We start from the raw sequence: 16,967 nt of genomic DNA, 5'->3' as shown, positions 1-16,967 counted from the left end.
CGCGGGAGGAGGTGCATCGCTTCGTTGAGATAATATTTACGCCGAGACGCCTGCCCTTACGAGAGGCAATGTTGCAGTGCAGCTATGCAGAAATCGAAGGGCACGACCGTGTGGCGCTTCATCAGTAGAACAGCGCAGCTACGCATGGCCCTTGTCCACAATGTCAGTCTGTGATTGCATTGCGAATGCCGATCCGGCCTTGGAGGTTTCATGCTCTTGTTTCTTGCATTCCTGATCGGCGTCATCGCCGGCCTGCGCGCCATGACCGCGCCGGCAGCCATTGCCTGGGCCGCTACGCTCGGATGGATCGATCTCTCCGGCTCCTGGGCATCCTTCATGAGCTCGATCTGGGCGGCCGGACTCCTCACCGTCCTGGCAATCGGCGAATACGTCACCGACCAGTTGCCGACAACGCCAAGCCGCAAGGTGCCGGTACAGTTCGCCACCCGCGTCGTGGTCGGCGCGCTCTGCGGTGCGATCATCGGAACGCCCTCCGGCGGCTGGTTGATCTGCCTCGTTGCCGGTCTCCTCGGCGCCATCGCCGGCACCCTCGGTGGAGCCGCTCTGCGGGCCCGCCTCGCAGCAAGTTTCGGCCGCGATCGGCCGGCAGCCTTTGTCGAGGACGCTATCGCCATCATCGGAGCGTTTCTCATCATGAGCGCCCTGCCCGTCTCGGCGTCCATGCCGATCCCTGCATGAGAACGTTCGACGCGATCATCATCGGTGCCGGACAGGCCGGCCCGTCGCTCGCCGCTCGCCTGTCCGCCGCCGGGCGCTCCGTCGCCATCATCGAGCGCAAGCATGTCGGCGGAACCTGCGTCAACACCGGGTGCAAGCCGACCAAGGCGCTCGTCGCCAGTGCTCACGCCGCCCATATCGCCCGGCGCGCCGCGGATTTTGGCGTCGTCATCGGCGGAGACGTGACGATCGACATGCCCTCCGTATTCCGCCGGTCGCACAAGATCACGCTCGACAGCCGCATGAGCAACGAGCGATGGCTGGAGGGGCTTGAAAACTGCACCCTGATCCGCGGCCATGCGCGGTTCGAGGATCGCACGACGGTACGTGTCGGCGACGAGCGCCTGTTCGCGCCGCAGATCTTCATCAATGTCGGCGGCCGGGCCGCCATCCCGGATTTCCCCGGAATCCATGACGTTCCCTTTATGACCAACAGCGACATCGTCATGCTAGAGCGTGTGCCGAAACACCTCATTATCGTCGGTGGCAGCTATATCGGTCTGGAATTCGCCCAGATGTACCATCGCTTTGGAGCCGAGGTGACCATTGTCGAAAAAGGGCCTCGACTCGTCGCGCGAGAAGACGAGGAAATATCGGACGCGATCCAAGCGGTGCTGGAGGGCGAAGGCATCGCGGTTCGAACCGCAGCAGAGTGCATCCGCTTTTCCCGCGACGGCGAAGACGTCATCGTTGGTGTGAACTGCACGAAGGGCGAGCCAGACATTCGCGGCTCCGACATCTTGCTCGCCACGGGGCGTAAACCCAACACGGATGATCTCGGGCTCGACGCCGCCGGTGTTGCTCTGGATGAACGCGGCTACATCATCGTCGATGACGCGCTCGCCACCAGCGCGCCCGGCATCTGGGCAATGGGCGACTGCAACGGCCGCGGCGCCTTCACCCATACGGCGTACAATGATTTTGAAATCATCGCGGCGAACCTGCTGGATGGCGAGACCCGCAAGGTTTCCGACCGCCTGCCAGGCTATGCGCTTTACATCGACCCGCCACTCGGCCGTGTCGGAATGAGCGAACGGGAGGCCAGCGCCTCCGGCAGGCGGATCCTCGTCGGACGTCTGCCGATGGCGCGCGTCGGACGGGCCGTCGAGAAAGGGGAGACGCAAGGGCTGATGAAGATCATCGCCGATGCGGACACGCGCGAGATCCTGGGCGCTGCCATTCTCGGCACGGGTGGCGACGAGGCCATTCATGGCGTACTCGACATGATGAATGTCGGCGCACACTACGACGACCTGCGCTGGGCCGTACCGATCCATCCCACCATATCGGAATTCTGGCCGACCCTCGTTCTCGGCATGAAGCCGGTGGATGCCTCCCCATAGAAAAAGGCCCCCGGTTTCGCCGAGGGCCTCTCTTCATGACGGGGCAGGATAGCCGCGTTAATCAGAACTCTTCCCAATTGTCCTGTGCCGCGGCTGCGGCCGGTGCGGCACTGGCGGAACCGCCGGAGAACGCACGTGCGAGCGTGTTCGCCATCTTGCGGGCCGGAGACGCGACGGGAACGGCGCGTGTGGCTGTCGCGAGCGCGGGCCGGCTCGGTGTCTTGACGCGGGGTGCCGGCTGCGACGGCGCTGCCGACGCATAGGATGCCGATGCGCCGCCGAACTGGAAGCGCGCGACCAGATCCTTCAGCCGTGCAGCTTCGGTGGCGAGCGTGGCACCGGCCGCATTGGCCTCTTCCACCATCGCCGCGTTCTGCTGCGTCACCTGATCCATCTGGTTGACGGCCGTGTTGACCTCGGCGAGGCCGACCGACTGTTCGCGCGATGAGGTCGCGATCGCATCCATGTGCTGGTTGATCGTGACGATGTAGGTCTCGATCGTCTTCAACGCTTCGCCTGTCTGGCTGACCAGCTGGACGCCGCTTTGCACTTCGCCTGAAGAATTGCGGATCAGGTCCTTGATTTCCTTGGCAGCTTTGGCCGAGCGTTGGGCGAGTTCACGCACTTCCTGCGCGACCACCGCGAAGCCCTTGCCGGCTTCCCCGGCACGGGCGGCTTCCACACCGGCGTTCAGGGCCAGCAGGTTCGTCTGGAAGGCGATTTCGTCGATGACGCCGATGATCGAGGAAATCTGGTTGGAAGACTGTTCGATCTTGCTCATCGCATCGACCGCGCTGGTGACCACGGCGCCGGACTGGCGAGCGCTGTCGTTGGCCTGCACGGCAATCGTCCGGGCTTCGTCCGCGCGCTTGGAGGAGTTGGCGACGTTGGCGGTGATTTCATCGAGAGCCGCTGCGGTTTCCTCGAGCGAGGCTGCCTGCTGTTCGGTCCGGCGCGACAGGTCGTCGGCGCTCTGACTGATCTCACGCGAACCGCTGTCGATCGAGCCGGTGGCGTCCGCAACCGCGCTCAGCGTGTCGCGAAGCTGCTCGACGGCCCGGTTGAAGTCCGTACGCAACGTCTCGAAGTCGTCGGCGAAGCGCTCGGTGAGCTGGAAACTGAGATCGCCGGAAGCAAGATGCGTCAGACCCTTGGCGAGCCCGCTGGTTGCCTGCGCCATGGCTTCGGCACGCTCCCGCTCCAGTTCGACCTGGCGCCGCCGCTCGCCTTCGCTCAGCGATCGCTGCTGCACGGCTTCCGTTTCCAGCGCACGCGCCTTCAAGCCGTTTTCCTTGAACACTTCCACGGCGCGCGCCATGCCGCCCACTTCGTCGCGGCGATCGGTTCCGATGACATCGGCGTCGAGGTCGCCTGTTGCCAGCCGCTGCATGACGCTACCCAGCGCATCGATTGGCTGCACAAGCCAGGCCCGGATAGCGAAGAATGCCGCGAGGATGACGGTCAGCGTTCCCACGACAACCAAGGCGATCGTCACCCAGTAGGTGTGGATCGATCCGGTCGTCAGCACGTCGCTCTCCGTATTGGCAATGACGAGGAGCTCGTTGGTTTCCTCCGCCATGGCTTGGCTCATGGGGGCGAACTGCGTCTCGCATTCCCGCAGGAAGGCGCCCTGCGCGCTCAGGCGATCCTGCGAGCCCCGTGCACCCGCCGCGCGCGTAAAGGCATTGCCGCAGGCCTCATTGAGGATGGACAGGCCTTTGGTCTTCAGTTCGGAGATTCGTGCGTTCTCGGGCGTTGCAGCCAGTGCCGCGTCCATTTCTGTGCCGAACTGCGTTTTGGCAGCCTGAAGCTCGGCCGTTGCCGCTGCCTTCGCCGCCTCGGTGGTGACGATCATCAGCGTGCCGGCCGCAGCCCGTGCGGTCTGGAATGCCTGGTTGGCAAGAGCGAGTTCCGTGGCGGCCTTCGACTGTTGGGCCAGCAGCGCGGAATAGGCGTCATCGGTTCTCATGATCCGATCGCCCGAGTAGAACGCAACCCCCAGGGAGAAGAGCGCGAAGACGCCCATCAGGCTCAAAAATTTGCCAATGATCGGAATGTGTTTCACAAAATGCCTCAAGCCATACGAACAACGAATGACGGCACCATACGGCGTGAATTTTAAACGATGGTTTACGTGCGCACCAGCATTCGCACATGCGAACAGTTTCTTCGCCTCATCGTGCATACCCGCTTACAGATAGCCTCCTCAAAACCACTTCAGGCGGCGAGCGGCTTTACCTCCGCCTTGTCCTTCAGTCGCGCTGCATATTTCTGGGCGATCACGGCGCAAGCCATGAGCTGGATCTGATGGAACAGCATCAGCGGCAGCACGATGGCACCGACGGAGGAAGAAGCGTTGCCGAAGATGGCATTGGCCATGGGCACGCCGCTGGCCAGCGACTTCTTCGATCCACAGAAGGTGATGGTGATCTCGTCTTCCTTTGAGAAGCCGAGAAGGCGGCTGCCGAACATGGTGATGCAGAGGACAGTGGCCAGGAGCGCCATATCAACGAGAATGACGGCGGCGATATCGCCGAGCGAGAACGTGTGCCACAGCCCTTCCATGACAGCCTCGGAGAACGCGAGGTAGACGACCATCAGGATGGAGCCGCGATCGACGGGCATCAGGAGTTTCTTGCGCGAGCGGATCCAGTTGCCGATCCAGGGCTGCAGGATCTGCCCGACGACGAAGGGCAGCATCAGCTGCAGAAGAATGCTCTGCAGCGCCTCCCAGGAAAACCCGCCGCCGCCCGTGGTGGACAGGACGAGGCCCGTCAGCAGCGGCGTCAGGAACATGCCGAAGATATTGGAGCCGGAGGCCGCGACGATGGCTGCGGGCACATTGCCGCCGGCCATCGAAGTGAATGCGATCGAGGACTGGACCGTCGAGGGCAGGACGCAGAGGAAGAGAATGCCGATATAGAGCGGGGCGGCGAGAACCGACGTGGGGATGAGGCCGATGGCAAGGCCCAGAAGCGGGAATATGCAGAACGTCGTCAGAAGGATCGTCAGGTGCAGCCGCCAGTGCAGCGCGCCCGCCACCACGGTATCGCGCGACAGGCGCGCGCCATGGAGGAAGAACAGGAGCCCGATCGCAATGTCCGTCGCGATATCGAACACGTCAGCATATCGGCCATGGATCGGCAGGAGCGACGCAAGAATGACGGTGCAGACGAGGAGGACGGTGAAGGTATCGGGCAGGTAGCGGCGCATGGTGGTGATCCCTTGATGGCTCTGGGGACAGGTCTTGCCTTGAAGTTGCGTCGCGTCATCGCTTATCATGTTTCAAGATGCAAACACTAACAGTCATTATAAAGTCCGATAACCGTGCTCAACCTCACCCATCTCGCCAGCTTCGTCATGCTTGAGCAAACCGGGAGCTTCACGGAGACGGCTCTGCGTCTCGGCATCGGTCAGTCTACGGTCACACAGCATATCCAGAGACTGGAAAAAGCGCTTGGGCGACAACTGGTGTTCCGCGATACGCACCAGGTGCGGCTGACGGCGGAGGGAGAAGCGCTTCTCGGCCACGCCCGCGGCATGCTCGATCTGAATGGCAAGGTCGCGGCGCTCTTTGGTGAGAACCGGTTGCGCGGGCGGTTGCGGCTCGGCGTTTCGGAGGATGTCGTGGCCAGCCGCCTGACGGCGATCCTTGCGGACTTCATCCGCCTCTATCCGCTGGTGGATCTCGAAATGACAGTTGCCCTCAGTGCCGTGCTCAATCAGATGCAGTATGCCGGCGATCTCGATCTGGTGCTCGCCAAGCGTCACATCGGCGAAACGCATGGGCGGCTACTCTATCGCGAGCCGCTCGTCTGGCTTGCACAGGACCCTGATCTCCTGCTGTCCCGCGGAAACGCCTTGCCGCTCATCGCCTTCCCCCCACCCTCGATCACGCGGCGCATCGCGCAGGAGGCGCTTGACGCGGCACGCATGCCTTGGCGGATCGTCTGCACCTGCGGCAGTCTGAGCGGGCTGACGGCCGCAGCGCGGGCGGGCATGGGGTTTCTGGTCCAGCCCCGCAGCATGGCGCCAAGCGGCCTGCGCGAGGTCTCGGCAGATCGTCTTCCGCCGCTTGCGGATGTGGAATTCGTGTTGGTGCAGAGACGTGGCGCCGACGCAGCGCTGGTCGATGCATTGTCGAACCTCATCGTTGCGCAGATCGCGCCACACCATGCGTAAGGCCAGAATTCATTTTTGACCCCTGACGATGCCCAAAACGCAAAACGCCCGCGGCAATCGCGGGCGTGAAGCAAGATGATCCGTGCAGCTTCCACTTAAGCGGAAACCCCAGTCCCGGACTTAGCGGATGGCAGCGCGGGCGACGCTGGTGATCTCGGAGCGGGAGATGCCGAGGTCGTTGAGTTCGCGCGTCGACATGCGGCCGAGTTCGGTCACCGTCTGACGATACTTGCGCCAGTTATTGAAGGAGCGTGCTACGTTCATGATGATCCCCTTTCCAAGGTCTCCAGCGTTGGCGAAACCCTTGTTTCGTCTCTTTCGCTGTGTTGAGACCTTTATACGCGTGCACCGCAACATCGACCAGCGCGAAAGCCTCAGGTGACGTATGCAAGAGCCGCATGCCTCGGATTTGCAGAGGTTAGGAAATCTGTAAGACTTATATGATCTCGGCGTTCGCCCTGATGGGTCAGGCGCCCTCCTCCGACACGCCCCGCGGCTCGACAACGCTTGCATACATGCCTGTCGTGCGAAATTCCGTCGGGCTTGCACCGAAATGCCGGCGGAAGACCTTGGCGAAGTAATTGGGCTCCTCGAAGCCCGACATCAGCGAGATCTCTTTGACCGAAAGGTTGGCAGCTTGCGTCAACAGCTTGGCAGCGCGTTGCAGCCGCTTGCGCATCACGAATTCTGCCGGCGGCATGCCCTCTGTGGCGCTGAAGACGCGGGAGAAATGCGCGCGGCTGAGCCCGGATACGCGCGCGAGCTCCTCCACCGGCAGCGGCTTCTCCAGATTGTCGGCGATATGGTTCAGGACATGCTGCATCGTGCGATATTCCTGCCCGAACACCGGATGCGCCCCGAAGACATCGTCGTAAAGCGCCATCGCCGCCTCATAGGCGATGGCCGAGGCCCGTCCTGGCATTTCCCCGCCGTCATGGATCAGCCGGTAGCTGCAATCGGCAAGGTGCTCGATCGTTTCCGGCTGGAGCAACAGGATAGGTCCGTTGGCGGAGAGAATGGCCTGGTGCAGGCGCATCGCCTCCTCGCCATTCATGGAAATCCAGAAGAACTCCCACCGCCCGCCGGGTTCCAGCCAATAGCGATGATTGTCCGGCACGGTGACCAGCAGGGTTTCGCCGGGTATCACGCGGTAGGCGCGCCCGTCATAACGCAGGTTGCCGGCGCCGGAGATCGTGTGTTGCAAAACCGTGAACGGCGTCTGTCCGCGCTTGCGCCCGTCCCAGTCGTAGTTGGGTTTTTCGCGGATCTCGTAACCGGTGCTCGTCGGCATGGTGTGCAGCCGATGCCGACCGCGTGGCAGGGAAACGGTCCTCATGCAAGGCCCGCTGGCCATCAATCTTTGCAGCATAGAATTACCCATGAAAGCACAATCCCTCTCTATCACGCTTCGATATTATACGCATAATGCCGCCCAAGGGAGCAATACCGGGAGAGTACAGAGCGCCAAATGACAGCCGAACGGGAAGCCTGAATGGCTTCACGCCTGGCCTGCACCGCGCGATTTTACCCGGCTGAACGACAAGACCCATTCGGAGGATAGAGACCGCCATGAGCAGCTTCAAGATCGCCATCATCGGCGCAGGCAGCGTCGGCTTCACAAAGAAGCTTTTCACGGACATCCTGTCCGTACCGGAATTCGCCGAGATCGAGGTCGCACTGACCGACATCAGCGAGCAGAACCTCTCGATGATCAAGACGATCCTCGACCGCATCGTCGAAGCCAACCGCCTGCCAACCAAGGTGACAGCAACGACGGATCGCCGAAAGGCCATCGAAGGTGCGCGCTATGTGATCAGCTGCGTCCGCGTCGGCGGTCTCGGCGCTTATGCGGACGATATCCGCATTCCCCTGAAATACGGCGTCGATCAGTGCGTCGGCGACACGATCTGCGCCGGCGGCATTCTCTACGGCCAGCGCAACATTCCCGTCATTCTCGACTTCTGCAAGGACATCCGCGAGCTTGCCGAACCCGGCGCGAAGTTCCTGAACTATGCCAACCCCATGGCCATGAACACCTGGGCTGCGATCGAATACGGCAAGGTGGACACGATCGGCCTCTGCCACGGCGTCCAGCATGGCGGCGAGCAGATCGCCGAAATCCTCGGTGCCGAGGACGGCGAACTTGACTTCATCTGCTCGGGCATCAACCACCAGACCTGGTTCACGGATATTCGCCTGAAGGGCCGCAAGATCGGCAAGGACGAGCTGGTCGCCGCCTTCGAAGCGCATCCCGTGTTCTCGCAGCAGGAAAAGCTGCGCATCGACGTCCTCAAGCGCTTCGGCGTCTACTCCACAGAGAGCAACGGTCATCTGTCCGAGTACCTGCCATGGTATCGCAAGCGGCCGGAGGAAATCACCCGCTGGATCGACATGTCCGACTGGATCCACGGCGAGACCGGCGGCTATCTGCGCTACTCCACGGAAACGCGCAACTGGTTCGAAACCGAATTTCCGCAGTTTCTGGAAAGCGCCGGCAAGCCGCTCGATCCGGCCAAGCGTTCCAACGAACATGCCAGCCATATTCTTGAGGCGCTGGAAACGGGCCGTGTCTATCGTGGGCACTTCAACGTCAAGAACAATGGCGTCATCACCAATCTTCCGGCCGATGCCATCATCGAGTCGCCCGGCTTCGTCGATCGCTTCGGCATCAACATGGTCGCCGGCATCACGCTGCCGGAAGCCTGCGCGGCAACCTGCATAGCCTCGATCAACGTGCAGCGCATGTCCGTCCATGCCGCCATATCCGGCGATATCGATCTCCTGAAGCTTGCCGTGCTGCACGACCCGCTGGTCGGCGCGATCTGCACGCCGGACGAGGTCTGGCAGATGGTGGACGAGATGGTCGTCGCCCAGGCCGAATGGCTGCCGCAATATGCGCACGCCGTTCCGGAAGCCCGCGAACGCCTGAAGCATGCTACGGTGAAGACCCGCGACTGGAAGGGCGTCGCCCGCCGCGAAGTCCGCTCCATCGAGGAGTTGAGGGCCGAGAAGGCCGAACTGCGGGCTGCGAGCTAACAACGGCTTGACCATGAGACGGCCCGCTTCTGGAGGAGAGGCGGACCGGCTTGTTCCGGAGGAGTGCCGCAGCCGGGGAAACCGGACCGGCAGAGATTGAGGGAGAGACAGGACCATGACATCGAACCGCCATTTGAGAGCCGTCGCCGCGCTGATGCTCGGCGTATCCGCCTTCGCAATGACCGCCTCGGCCTCCGAGCCGACCGTCGCGCCGGAAGCGCCGCCCTTTCCGGGGCAAGGCAAGATCACCTATGTGCCGCGCGACTCGATTCTCGAGTTCAAGGCGCTGCCGAAATACAGCGAGCCGGACTGGGTGACGGAAAAGTTCGTCGCGACCGGCAAGCTTCCGCCGGTCGAACAGCGCCTGCCGAAGGAGCCGCTGGTCTACAAGACCGGCAATATGCCGGACGGCATCGGCGTCTATGGCGATACCCTGCGCCATGTCATCGGCGGACGGCCGGAAGGCTGGAACTATTCGGCGGGCCAGACACAGGGCTGGGGCGGCATCGACATCGCCATGTCGGAGTGCCTGACGCGCACCGCACCGCTGTTTCAGGTCGAAGCGACCGACGTCGAGCCGCTGCCGAACCTCGCGCGAAGCTGGGAGTGGTCGCAGGACGGCCACAAGCTGACCATGCATCTCGTCGAAGGCGCGAAATGGTCCGACGGCGTCGAGTTCACCTCCGACGACGTCATGTTCTACTGGAACGACAATGTGGTCGATCCCAATGTAACGCCGCTCAACGGCGCTTCGCCTGAGACGTTCGGCGAAGGCACGACACTGAAAGCCATCGATGCCTACACGGTCGAGTGGACCTTCAAGGAAGCCTTCCCTCGCCAGCACCTTTTCGCCATGGCCTATGGCACCTTCTGCCCGGGCCCGGCGCATATCCTGAAAACCAAGCATCCGAAGTACAACAAGGACTTCACCTACGACCAGTACAAGAACGGCTTCCCCGCCCAGTACATGAACATCCCGGTCATGGGTGCCTGGGTCCCCGTCTCCTACAGGCCGGACGACATGATCGTGCTGCGTCGCAATCCCTATTACTGGAAGGTTGACGAAGCCGGCCACCAGCTGCCTTACGTCAACGAGCTGCATTACAAGCTCTCGACTTGGGCCGACCGCGACGTGCAGGCGATTGCCGGCTCCGGCGATTTCTCGAACCTCGAGCAGCCGGAAAATTTTGTCGAGAGCCTGAAGCGTGCGGCACAGGAAAGTGCCCCTGCCCGTCTCGCCTTCGGCGCGCGCCTTATCGGCTATAACCTGCACATGAACTTCTCGGCCAATGGCTGGGGCGACCCGGACGAGCGGACCAAGGCCGTGCGCGAGCTCAACCGCAATCCCGATTTCCGCAAGGCGATCACCATGGCGGTCGATCGCAAGAAGATCGGCGACAGCCTCGTGAAGGGGCCATTCACCTCGATTTATCCCGGCGGCATCTCGTCCGGCACCAGCTTCTACGACCGACAGTCGACCGTCTACTATCCCTTCGATCTGGAGGGCGCCAAGGCGCTCCTGGAGAAAATCGGTCTGAAGGACACGGAAGGCAACGGCTTCGTCAACTTCCCCGCGGGCACCGCGGGCGGTGATGACGTGCAGATCGTGCTTCTCTCGACCTCCGACTACGGTACGGATCGCAATCTGGCTGAAGGCATAATCGGGCAGATGGAGCAGCTGGGCATCAAGGTCACGCTCAACTCGCTCGACGGCGTCAAACGCGATGCGGCGCGCGATGCCGGCCGGTTCGACTGGACGCTGATGCGCCATACCTCGGAGATCTCCTCCGTGGTCCAGAACACGCCGCAGCTGGCCCCGGTCGGCCCGCGCACCAGCTGGCATCACCGTGCCGGACCGGACGGAACGGTTGATCTGATGCCGTTCGAAAAGGAAATGGTCGCGGCCGTCAACAGCTTCATCGCGTCCAATGACAATGCCGAACGGCAGGACCTGATGAAGAAGTATCAGAAGATCGCGACCGAGAACGTCGATACGGTCGGCCTGACGGAGTATCCGGGGGCGCTTATCATCAACAAGCGCTTCTCCAACATTCCCCCGGGCGCACCGATCTACATGTTCAACTGGGCTGAAGATACGATCCTGCGCGAACGCGTCTTCGTCAGCGCCGACAAGCAGGGCGATTACGAACTGTTCAAGCAGCAGCTTCCCGGCAAGCCCGGAGATCCCGGCCCGATCAACTGATCGTGGTCCGGTCCGATCAACTGATCGGAGCACGGCCCTTTGACATCACCGCCGCCGGGCGTTCCGGCGGCAGAGAAAAATGACCGCACGGGCGCATGGCAGCGTCGCGTCCGGCGGCCCGTTCCCCAAAGGATACGACATGCTCAGGTTTTTGCTTGTGCGGATCGCCTCCGCGCTGCCGGTGCTCTTTGTCCTGAGCGTCGTCACCTTCACCATCATCCAGGCGCCACCCGGCGACTATAGCGATTATATCCGCTCGCAGGCGATCAACCAGGGCGGCGCGTCCTTCGAGGAAGCCGACGCCCAAGCGCAGGCCTACAAGATCGCAAACGGCCTCGATAAGCCGCTGCCCCTCCAATACGTCAACTGGATCAGGGGCATCGTCACGCGCGGCGATTTCGGCCACAGCCTGTTCTACAACAAGCCGGTCTCGGAAGTGGTCGGCGAACGCCTGCCCCGGACCTTGGCGCTGGCACTCGTCTGCCACATCCTTGCCTCCGTCATCGGCATCACCTTCGGTATCCTCGCGGCCACGCGACAATATACTTGGGTGGATACGCTGCTTTCGGGCATCTCGTTCCTCGGCATGACGGTGCCGCGCTTCCTGATGGCGCTGATTATCGTCTACATCATGGTGTTCCACTTCAATGTCAGCGAGATCGGCTCGTTCCAGTCGGCCCGCTACGGCGGCGCCCCCTGGTCCTGGGGCAAGTTCGTGGACCTCCTGAAACACGTCTGGCCGGTCATCGCCATCGCCACCTTCGGCGGCCTCGCCTACAATATGCGGGTCATGCGCGGCAATCTGCTCGACACGCTGAACGCGCAATATGTCGAAACCGCCCGCGCCAAGGGTCTCTCCGAGCGCAAGGTCATCATGCGCCATGCGGTGCCCAATGCGCTGCATCCGCTGGTCATGTACCAAGGCGTCGTCCTCCCCTACATGCTGACCGGTGAGATCGAGACGGCCATCATCTTCGCCCTGCCGACCGTCGGCCCCGCCATCGTCGGCTCCATGGCCGTGGGCGATGTCTATGTCACCGCCACCTTCATGCTGGTGCTCTCGGCCACCCTGATCGTCGGCAACATCATCGCCGATCTGCTGCTCGCAGCCCTCGACCCCCGCGTCCGCCAGATGGGAGGGGCCACCGCATGAGCTTCGAAACCCAGGCCACACTGCCGATCGCGACATCCGAGGCGGAGCAGCACGAGGCCGCACCCCAGACGGGCGAGCGCCACCGCAACGAGAGCTACATGTCGCTCGTCTGGCGGCGGCTGAGGAAATCCTGGACCGGCATGCTCGGCCTGATCCTTGTCTGCCTGCTTCTCTTCTCGGCTGTTTTTGCGGATTTCCTGTCGCCGGTCGATCCCAAAGCGACGAATGTGGGCTTCTCGCCGCCGCAACTGCCGAGCTTCACCGACAAGGACGGCAACTTCGTCTTCCCTCCACGGGTTTACCCGGTGCGGGAAACGGACGAACTCGATCCGGTTACGTTCCAGCCGATCATCGGCCCGGATTACGACAACCCGCAGATCATCGGGCTCTTCGTCAAGGGCGCGCCCTATCGGCTGCTCGGCCTCATTCCGCTCGATCGCCACCTGATCGGCACGCAGGACGGTTCGCCGATCCATTTCCTCGGAACCGACAAGTTCGGGCGGGATGTCCTCTCCCGCATGCTCTACGGCTCGCGGATCTCGTTATCGATTGCCCTGACCGTGGTGTTCATCGTTACCGTCGTCGGCACCACGGTCGGCATGGTCTCGGGGTATTTCGGCGGCCGCTTCGATGCCTGGATGCAGCGTTTCGTGGAGCTCGTTCTCGCCTTTCCGCAGCTGCCGCTCTACCTCGCACTGACCTCGCTGATCCCGGTCACGGCGCCTACGCATGTGTTCCTCGTCTTCGTGGTCGGTGTCATGTCGGCGCTCGGCTGGGCGCAGATGTCGCGGGAGGTGCGCGGCAAGACGCTGGCGCTCGCCCGGATCGACTATGTCCGTGCCGCCATCGCGGTCGGCGCCAGCGACCGGCGCATCATCCTCCAGCACATCTTCCCCAATGTCATGAGCCACGTGATCGTCGCGGTGACGCTGGCCATTCCGAGCGTGGTGCTCCTTGAATCCTTCCTCGGGTTCCTCGGCTTCGCGGTCAAGCCGCCGCTGATCTCCTGGGGGCTGATGCTGCAGGACACCTCGACCTATTCCGTCATCGGGTCCTATCCCTGGATTCTGTCGCCCGTCGGCATCGTGCTGATCACCGTCTTCGCGTTCAACGCACTCGGCGATGGCTTGCGCGATGCCATCGACCCCTATTGAGAGGAGCGAGACCATGACGACATCAGACATCTCCGTCACGGCCCCAGATGAGCGCTGCGACCTTGCACAGCACACGGACGCGCCGATCATCGATGCCCGCAACGTTGCGGTCGATTTCAAGGTGGAGCACGGCATGGTCAGCGCCGTGAAGGACGTGTCCTTCCAGCTCTACCGCGGCGAGACGATCGCCATCGTCGGGGAGAGCGGGTCCGGCAAGTCCGTGACCGCCCGTACCATCATGGGGCTGCTCTCAAAGCGCGCCGTGACAAGCCCCCGCTCCACCATCGCCTACAAGGGCGAGGACGTGCTGAAATTCTCGGAAAACCGCCGGCGGAAGCTGCGCGGCGACCGGATCTCCATGATCTTTCAGGAGCCGATGAGTTCGCTCAATCCGGTCTATACGATCGGCGCGCAGATCGCCGAAGCCATCCTCGTCCACCGCCGCATGAGCCGGAAGGCGGCCATGGCGGAAGCGCTCGACCTCCTGCGCCACGTCCAGATCCCCGAGCCGGAGGCGCGGCTCAACCAGTATCCGCACCAGCTTTCAGGCGGCCAGCGCCAGCGCGTCATGATTGCCATGGCCCTTTCCAACAAGCCGGACGTGCTAATCGCCGACGAGCCGACGACGGCGCTCGACGTGACGGTGCAGGCGCAGATCCTCAATCTCATCCGCTCCCTGCAGCGAGAAATGAATATGGCCGTGATCCTGATCACCCACGACCTCACCGTCGTGCGGCAGTTCTCGGACTACGTCTATGTCATGAGCACCGGCCAGGTGCGCGAGCACAACACCACCGAGGCGCTGTTTGCCAATCCGCGCCATCCTTATACCGCAAAGCTCCTCGCGTCCGAGCCGCGCGGCACGGTGAAGCCTATCTCCGAAAAGGCGCCCGTGATCCTCGAAGGCCGCAATGTTCGCGTTGCCTTCACGCTGAAATCGGGCGGTTTCTTCAAACCGGTCTTCAGCGAGCTTCTCGCCGTCAACGATTTGAGCCTCACGCTGAGGCGCGGCGAGACTCTGGGCATCGTCGGCGAAAGCGGCTCCGGCAAGACGACCTTCGGGCAGGCGCTCATCCGGCTGCTGAACCCCGGCAGCGGCGAGATCACGTTCGACGGCGAGGCGATCCAGTCCTACGGCCGGACCGAGATGCGCCCGCTGCGCGCCCGCATGCAGATCGTCTTCCAAGACCCGTTCTCCTCGCTCAACCCGCGCATGTCGGTCGGCCAGATCATCGAGGAGGGCCTGATCGTCAACAAGCTCGGCGCGACGCGCGACGAGCGGCTGGGACGGATCTACGACGCGCTTGCCAGCGCCGGTATGCCGGGCAACATCCTCGGGCGGTTTCCGCACGAGTTCTCCGGCGGCCAGCGCCAGCGCATCGCGATTGCCCGTGCCATCGCTCTCGAGCCGGAATTCATTCTTCTCGACGAGCCGACCTCGGCGCTCGATCTTTCGGTCCAGGCCCAGATCATCGACCTGCTGCGCAAGCTGCAGGAAGAGCGGGGCCTCTCCTACCTCTTCATCTCCCACGATCTGAAGGTGGTGCGCGCGCTCTGCCACCGGGTCGCGGTGATGCAGCGAGGAAAGATCGTCGAGGAAGGCCCCGTCGCCGAGGTCCTGTCCAACCCCAAGACCGAATACACCGAACGGCTCGTCCGAGCCGCCTTCAACGTTGCAGCCTGAGCAGAAAGAGGCCCCCATGACCAGACAACCCAAAATCACCTTCATCGGAGCGGGATCGACGACGTTCATGAAGAACATCATCGGCGACATCCTCCAGCGCCCGGCTCTCTCCGGTGCCAAGATCGCACTGATGGACATCAATGCCGAACGCTTGGCGGAAAGCGAAGTCATCGTCCGCAAGCTGATCTCGTCCCTTGGCGCGAAAGCCACCATCGAGATGCATTCCAGCCAGAAGCGCGCACTCGATGGTGCCAACTTCGTCGTCGTCGCCTTTCAGATTGGCGGCTTCGAGCCCTGCACGGTCACCGACTTCGAAGTGCCGAAGAAATACGGCCTGCGCCAGACGATTGCCGATACGCTCGGCGTCGGTGGCATCATGCGGGGCTTACGCACCGTGCCGCATCTCTGGTCGATCTGCGAGGATATGATGCAGGTCTGCCCAGAGGCGATCCTGCTGCAATATGTCAACCCGATGGCCATCAACACCTGGGCGATCGCGGAGAAGTATCCGAAGATCAAGCAGGTCGGTCTCTGCCACTCCGTGCAGGGCACCGCGATGGAACTCGCCGAGGATCTGGATATCCCCTACGAGGAAATCCGCTACAAGTCGGCCGGCATCAACCACATGGCCTTCTACCTGAAGTTCGAGCACCGCCAGCCCGACGGTTCCTACAAGGATCTCTACCCGGATCTCCTGCGCGGCTATCGCGAAGGCCGTGCGCCGAAGGCGACCTGGAACCCGCGCTGCCCGAACAAGGTGCGCTACGAAATGCTGACGCGTCTCGGCTACTTCGTCACCGAAAGCTCGGAGCACTTTGCCGAATACACGCCCTACTTCATCAAGGAAGGCCGCGAGGACCTGATCGAAAAGTTCGGCATTCCGCTCGACGAATATCCCAAGCGCTGCGTCGAGCAGATCGAACGCTGGAAGGGTCAGGCCGCAGCCTACATCTCCGCCGACAAGATCGAAGTGAAGCAATCCAAGGAATACGCGTCCTCGATCGTCAATTCGGTCTGGACCGGCGAGCCCTCGGTCATCTACGGCAACCAGCGCAACAATGGCTGCATCACCTCGCTGCCCGACAATTGCGCCGCCGAAGTGCCGTGCCTGGTTGATGAAAACGGCATCCAGCCGACCTTCGTCGGCGCCCTGCCGCCGCAGCTGACCGCCCTGATGCGCACCAACATCAACGTGCAGGAACTCACGGTTCAGGCCCTGATGACGGAGAACCGCGAACACCTCTACCATGCCGCAATGATGGACCCTCACACGGCGGCCGAGCTCGATCTCGACCAGATCTGGTCTCTCGTGGACGATCTGCTGATCGCGCATGACGAGTGGATCCCGCAATGGGCGCGCATCGAAAAGAAGGTTCGCGCCGCCTGACCGGACAGAGATAGCGCGCGACCTCCCTCCCGGGTCGAGACGACACCGTCCCCGCCGCGCTGACGGACCGGATGGCACCCCTGGCCA

13 protein-coding genes are annotated in these 16,967 nt (G+C 62.6%); 9 read left to right on the top strand and 4 right to left on the bottom strand.

Annotation, left to right across the window (positions count from 1 at the left end):
- Positions 1-210 precede the first annotated feature (210 nt).
- Complete coding sequence (locus C8J33_RS17535; protein WP_110802496.1) at positions 211-699, top strand: DUF4126 family protein; 489 nt, start codon at positions 211-213, stop codon at positions 697-699.
- Complete coding sequence (locus C8J33_RS17530; protein WP_110802498.1) at positions 696-2,081, top strand: FAD-containing oxidoreductase; 1,386 nt, start codon at positions 696-698, stop codon at positions 2,079-2,081. The genes C8J33_RS17535 and C8J33_RS17530 overlap by 4 nt, the downstream gene beginning before the upstream one ends.
- Before the next feature lie 61 nt (positions 2,082-2,142).
- On the opposite strand, the gene C8J33_RS17525 is transcribed toward C8J33_RS17530, so the two are convergent.
- Together C8J33_RS17525 and C8J33_RS17520 are read right to left on the bottom strand one after the other, a co-directional pair.
- Positions 2,143-4,146 (bottom strand): methyl-accepting chemotaxis protein, encoded by a 2,004-nt coding sequence (locus C8J33_RS17525; protein ID WP_110802500.1) that lies wholly within the window; start codon positions 4,144-4,146, stop codon positions 2,143-2,145.
- A 152-nt stretch (positions 4,147-4,298) separates the two neighbouring features.
- Complete coding sequence (locus C8J33_RS17520; protein ID WP_132664980.1) at positions 4,299-5,294, bottom strand: bile acid:sodium symporter family protein; 996 nt, start codon at positions 5,292-5,294, stop codon at positions 4,299-4,301.
- A gap of 114 nt (positions 5,295-5,408) precedes the next feature.
- On the opposite strand from C8J33_RS17520, the gene C8J33_RS17515 reads away from it, so the two are divergent.
- Entirely contained in the window at positions 5,409-6,263 is an 855-nt protein-coding gene (locus tag C8J33_RS17515; protein ID WP_132664979.1) for a LysR substrate-binding domain-containing protein, read from the top strand.
- A gap of 120 nt (positions 6,264-6,383) precedes the next feature.
- Here the strand turns inward: C8J33_RS17515 and C8J33_RS17510 are convergent, their stop codons facing one another.
- The gene (locus C8J33_RS17510) at positions 6,384-6,527 is read right to left on the bottom strand and encodes a DUF1127 domain-containing protein (protein ID WP_082475727.1); all 144 of its coding nucleotides are present in this window, start codon (positions 6,525-6,527) and stop codon (positions 6,384-6,386) included.
- A gap of 202 nt (positions 6,528-6,729) precedes the next feature.
- Positions 6,730-7,644, bottom strand: a complete 915-nt coding sequence (locus tag C8J33_RS17505) for an AraC family transcriptional regulator (RefSeq protein ID WP_110802506.1) — start codon at positions 7,642-7,644, stop codon at positions 6,730-6,732.
- A 188-nt stretch (positions 7,645-7,832) separates the two neighbouring features.
- Here C8J33_RS17505 and C8J33_RS17500 point away from each other — a divergent pair, with 188 nt between their 5' ends.
- From C8J33_RS17500 to C8J33_RS17475, 6 genes are all read left to right on the top strand, one after another.
- A complete protein-coding gene (locus C8J33_RS17500; RefSeq protein ID WP_110802508.1) occupies positions 7,833-9,299 on the top strand; it encodes an alpha-glucosidase/alpha-galactosidase in 1,467 nt (488 codons plus the stop codon).
- A gap of 115 nt (positions 9,300-9,414) precedes the next feature.
- Positions 9,415-11,502, top strand: coding sequence for an ABC transporter substrate-binding protein (locus C8J33_RS17495; RefSeq protein WP_132664978.1), 2,088 nt, complete (start codon positions 9,415-9,417; stop codon positions 11,500-11,502).
- 139 nt (positions 11,503-11,641) lie between these two features.
- Complete coding sequence (locus C8J33_RS17490) at positions 11,642-12,655, top strand: ABC transporter permease (RefSeq protein WP_132664977.1); 1,014 nt, start codon at positions 11,642-11,644, stop codon at positions 12,653-12,655.
- Positions 12,652-13,809 (top strand): ABC transporter permease, encoded by a 1,158-nt coding sequence (locus tag C8J33_RS17485; protein ID WP_110802511.1) that lies wholly within the window; start codon positions 12,652-12,654, stop codon positions 13,807-13,809. The genes C8J33_RS17490 and C8J33_RS17485 overlap by 4 nt, the downstream gene beginning before the upstream one ends.
- A 13-nt stretch (positions 13,810-13,822) precedes the next feature.
- Positions 13,823-15,493, top strand: a complete 1,671-nt coding sequence (locus tag C8J33_RS17480) for an ABC transporter ATP-binding protein (protein WP_110802513.1) — start codon at positions 13,823-13,825, stop codon at positions 15,491-15,493.
- Positions 15,494-15,509: 16 nt separating this feature from the next.
- Entirely contained in the window at positions 15,510-16,880 is a 1,371-nt protein-coding gene (locus C8J33_RS17475) for an alpha-glucosidase/alpha-galactosidase (RefSeq protein ID WP_110802515.1), read from the top strand.
- Positions 16,881-16,967: the final 87 nt, after the last annotated feature.

The organism is Rhizobium sp. PP-CC-3G-465 (genome assembly GCF_004343445.1).
In the GTDB taxonomy this organism is placed as follows: Bacteria; Pseudomonadota; Alphaproteobacteria; order Rhizobiales; family Rhizobiaceae; genus Ferranicluibacter; species Ferranicluibacter rubi.
Note: the sequence above shows the minus strand (reverse complement) of the source record. Positions and strands in the feature narration are given on the sequence as shown.

Excerpts from the sequence above, each read along its gene's own strand:
- C8J33_RS17520 (WP_132664980.1), bottom strand. The coding sequence starts at position 5,294 with ATGCGCCGCTACCTGCCCGATACCTTCACCGTCCTCCTCGTCTGCACC.
- C8J33_RS17490 (WP_132664977.1), top strand. The coding sequence starts at position 11,642 with ATGCTCAGGTTTTTGCTTGTGCGGATCGCCTCCGCGCTGCCGGTGCTC.
- C8J33_RS17485 (WP_110802511.1), top strand. The coding sequence starts at position 12,652 with ATGAGCTTCGAAACCCAGGCCACACTGCCGATCGCGACATCCGAGGCG.
- C8J33_RS17475 (WP_110802515.1), top strand. The coding sequence starts at position 15,510 with ATGACCAGACAACCCAAAATCACCTTCATCGGAGCGGGATCGACGACG.
- C8J33_RS17495 (WP_132664978.1), top strand. The coding sequence starts at position 9,415 with ATGACATCGAACCGCCATTTGAGAGCCGTCGCCGCGCTGATGCTCGGC.
- C8J33_RS17505 (WP_110802506.1), bottom strand. The coding sequence starts at position 7,644 with ATGGGTAATTCTATGCTGCAAAGATTGATGGCCAGCGGGCCTTGCATG.
- C8J33_RS17510 (WP_082475727.1), bottom strand. The coding sequence starts at position 6,527 with ATGAACGTAGCACGCTCCTTCAATAACTGGCGCAAGTATCGTCAGACG.
- C8J33_RS17535 (WP_110802496.1), top strand. The coding sequence starts at position 211 with ATGCTCTTGTTTCTTGCATTCCTGATCGGCGTCATCGCCGGCCTGCGC.
- C8J33_RS17530 (WP_110802498.1), top strand. The coding sequence starts at position 696 with ATGAGAACGTTCGACGCGATCATCATCGGTGCCGGACAGGCCGGCCCG.
- C8J33_RS17500 (WP_110802508.1), top strand. The coding sequence starts at position 7,833 with ATGAGCAGCTTCAAGATCGCCATCATCGGCGCAGGCAGCGTCGGCTTC.
- C8J33_RS17480 (WP_110802513.1), top strand. The coding sequence starts at position 13,823 with ATGACGACATCAGACATCTCCGTCACGGCCCCAGATGAGCGCTGCGAC.